Consider the following 3218-nt stretch of genomic DNA (forward strand, 5'->3'; position numbering starts at 1 on the left):
GGCCGGGGCGGTGGTGCCGCCGACGAGACGCCGAGGTCGGGTGGTGGGGAAGCATCCACACCCGGCCGGCCACCCCCGGTGCGTCTTCCTCCGCACCACCCGACCTCGGCGTCTCGTCGGCGGCACCACCGCCCCGGCCGACGCCCCGGCCATGTGGAGGAGACAGTCCATGCCGACCAACCCGGCTCAGGCACCGACGGTGCCGGCGCACGTGCTGCCGCACCGCACCCCTGCCCAGCTCCTCACCCTGGCCCGCCGTGGGCTGGTCGAGGCCGGCCAGACCCGACCTGACGGCCTGCGCTACGCGGCCGCCCACCTGGCGGCGCTGCGTGCGGCGGCCGCCCTGCTCGCCGCCCGGGCCCGGCCCGCCCCGAGCCGGCGCAACCGGATCACCAGCGTCTGGGTCCTGCTCTGCGCCGTCGCCCCCGAGCTCGACGAGTGGGCCCGGTTCTTCGCCGCCGGGGCCGGCAAACGAGCCGCCGCCGAAGCCGGCATCCCCCGGGTGGTCAGCGCCCGGGAGGCCGACGATCTGCTCCGCGCCGCCGAACAGTTCGTCACGGTGGTGGAGACCGCGCTCGGCGTGGCACACCAACCGGCCCTGGACGGCCTCGCCGCCTGAGCCCGCCGTGACGCCGACCGCTTGGAAGGGAAGCCGGGCGGCCGGCGTCACGGTGCGTCGGTCCTGATCTGTTCCACAGCAACGACGGGGGAGTTGGTCCAATGGCGGGCCGCATGGTGGTCGGTTCCGCCGCACTGGCCGATCTGGTACGCCCGGCGAGCGCACCCGACCCGGTCGGCGGCCACCGGGTGCTACCGGTGGCGCCCGAGCTGACCGGCCTGCTGCCCAACCGGGGCCTGCGTCGCGGCAGCACGATCGCGGTCGCCGCCGGTCAGCCCCGACGCAGTGGCGGCACCTCGCTGGTGCTGGCCCTGCTGGCCGAGGCATCCCGGGCCGGTTCGTGGTGCGCCGTGGTCGGAGTGCCGACGTTCGGCGCGGGTGCGGCAGCCGAGCTGGGCATCGCCCTGGACCGGCTGGCCCTGGTGCCGAATCCCGGCCCCGAGTGGGCCACAGTGGTCGCCGCGTTGATCGACGGGGTGGACGTCGTGGTCACCGCCGTACCCGCCGCGGTCTCCGCCTCGGTCGCCACCCGGCTGGCCGCGCGGGCCCGGCAGCGCGGCAGCGTGCTCGTTCCGTACGGCCGGTGGGACGGCGCGGACGTGACGTTGCAGGTGGTCCGTGGGGTCTGGGAAGGGCTCGGCCAGGGCCGGGGGCGGCTGCGTCGCCGGGAGGTCACCGTCTCGGCGCGCGGGCGCGGAGCGGCCGCCCGCCCCAAGGAGATCAAGGTCTGGCTTCCCGGTGCCGAGCTCACCCGGGTCATTCCCCGGACGGTGCGGTCGACCGTGGGCCGTCCGTCCGTGCCGCTCGCCCTGGTCGGGTCGGGGTGACCGGCTCGCCGATCCGGACCCTGCTGCTGTGGTGCCCGGACTGGCCGGTGCTCGCCGCCGAGATCGTCGACGGGGTGCCGGCCACCGGTCCGGTCGCCGTGCTGCACGCCAACCGGGTGGTCGCCTGCTCCGAGCGGGCCCGCGCCGAGGGCGTGCGCCGGGGGCTGCGCAAGCGGGAGGCGCAGGGCCGTTGCCCGCAGCTCACCGTCGTGGAGTACGACCCCGGCCGGGACGCCCGGGCGTTCGAGCCGGTGGTCGCCGCGCTGGAGGAACTGGTCGCCGGCGTCGAGGTGGTCCGTCCGGGCGCCTGCGCGGTCGCCGCCCGGGGCCCGAGTCGTTACCTCGGCGGTGAGGAGGCGGCCGCCGAGCGGCTCATCGAGCATGTCGCCCAGTCCTGTCTGGTGGAGAGCCAGGTGGGCATCGCCGACGGGGTGTTCGCCGCGGGGTTGGCCGCCCGCGCCGGCCAGGTGGTGGCGCCGGGCGGAACACCGGCGTTCCTGGCCGGGATGCCGGTCGAGGCGCTCGGTCGGTCCGCACTGGCCGATCTGCTGCGCCGGCTGGGGGTGCGGACCCTCGGCGACTTCGCCGCGCTACCGGCCGGTGACGTGCTGGCCCGGTTCGGGTTCGACGGCGCGCTGGCCCACCGGCTGGCCGCCGGCCGGGATCACCGCCCGCTCGCCGTCCGGCAGCCGCCGACCGACCTGACGGTGACCTCCGCGTACGACGAGCCGATCGACCGGGTCGACGCGGCGGCGTTCGCCGCCCGCGCGCTGGCCGAGCAGTTGCACGACCGGCTCGCCGGGCACGGGCTGGCCTGCACCCGGCTCGGCATCGAGGCGGTCACCGAGCACGGGCAGGAGCTGCACCGGGTGTGGCGGCACGACGGCCTGCTCACCGCCGCCGCCATCGCCGACCGGGTGCGCTGGCAGCTCGATGGCTGGCTCTCCGGCAGCAACGGCCGCGCCGGTGCCCGACCGGGCCGGCCGACGGCCGGCATCATCCGGCTGCGGCTGATCCCGGACGGGGTGATCGCCCAGGCCGGCCTGCAGACCGGCCTCTGGGGGGAGACGGGCGAGGAGCGGGAGAGGGCGCATCGGGCATTGAGTCGGGTGCAGGGCATCCTCGGCCCGGAAGCGGTGGTCACGGCGGTGCTCGGCGGTGGGCGTTCCCCGGCCGACCAGGTGCGCCTGGTGCCGTGGGGCGACGAACGCCTCCCCGCCCGGCCCGGCCCGCCGGCCGTTGCCGGCGCCGACCCGGCCACCGGCGGTGACCGTGCCGGTGGTGACCGTGCCGGTGGTGACCGTGCCGGTGGTGACCGTGCCGGTGGTGACCGGGCCGGCGGTGCCGGTCGGCCTGCTGACCGCGGCGGGGGCGTTCCGCCGTGGCCGGGCCGGCTGCCGCCGCCCGCGCCCGCCGTGGTGCTGCCCAGCCCGCTCGCCGCGACCGTGCACGACGCCACCGGCGAGCCAGTGGTGATCAGCGCGCGGTTGGCGGTGAGCGCTGTTCCCGCCCGGCTGGTGGTCGGCGACGGCCGACCGGCGGAGATCGTGGGCTGGGCCGGGCCGTGGCCGGTGGACGAGCGCTGGTGGGCGCCGGCCGAGGCTCGCCGTCGGGCACGGTTCCAGGTCAGCCTCGCCGACGGCACCGCTCTGCTGCTCGCTGTGGAGTCCGGGCAGTGGCTGGTGGAGGCGATCTATGACTGAGTCAGGTCGGCCCATGACCGGCGTTGGCCGGGAGGCAGATGTCCTGATGAGCGGTATGACTCACAGTCA

3 protein-coding genes are annotated in these 3218 nt (G+C 76.8%); all 3 read left to right on the plus strand.

Annotated features, from left to right (window positions below):
• Positions 1–169: 169 nt before the first annotated feature.
• The 3 genes from AB0J68_RS29870 to AB0J68_RS29880 all read left to right on the plus strand — a co-directional run bounded on the left by AB0J68_RS29870 (position 170) and on the right by AB0J68_RS29880 (position 3149).
• Positions 170–619 (plus strand): SAV_6107 family HEPN domain-containing protein, encoded by a 450-nt coding sequence (locus AB0J68_RS29870; RefSeq protein WP_354862373.1) that lies wholly within the window; start codon positions 170–172, stop codon positions 617–619.
• A 101-nt stretch (positions 620–720) separates the two neighbouring features.
• On the plus strand, positions 721–1446 hold the full coding sequence (locus tag AB0J68_RS29875) for a hypothetical protein (RefSeq protein ID WP_234589092.1): 726 nt from the start codon (positions 721–723) through the stop codon (positions 1444–1446).
• Positions 1443–3149 (plus strand): DNA polymerase Y family protein, encoded by a 1707-nt coding sequence (locus tag AB0J68_RS29880; RefSeq protein WP_363941941.1) that lies wholly within the window; start codon positions 1443–1445, stop codon positions 3147–3149. The genes AB0J68_RS29875 and AB0J68_RS29880 overlap by 4 nt, the downstream gene beginning before the upstream one ends.
• The last annotated feature ends 69 nt before the right edge of the window (positions 3150–3218 follow it).

It is taken from the genome of Micromonospora sp. NPDC049580 (genome assembly GCF_040675595.1).
GTDB lineage: Bacteria > Actinomycetota > Actinomycetes > Mycobacteriales > Micromonosporaceae > Micromonospora.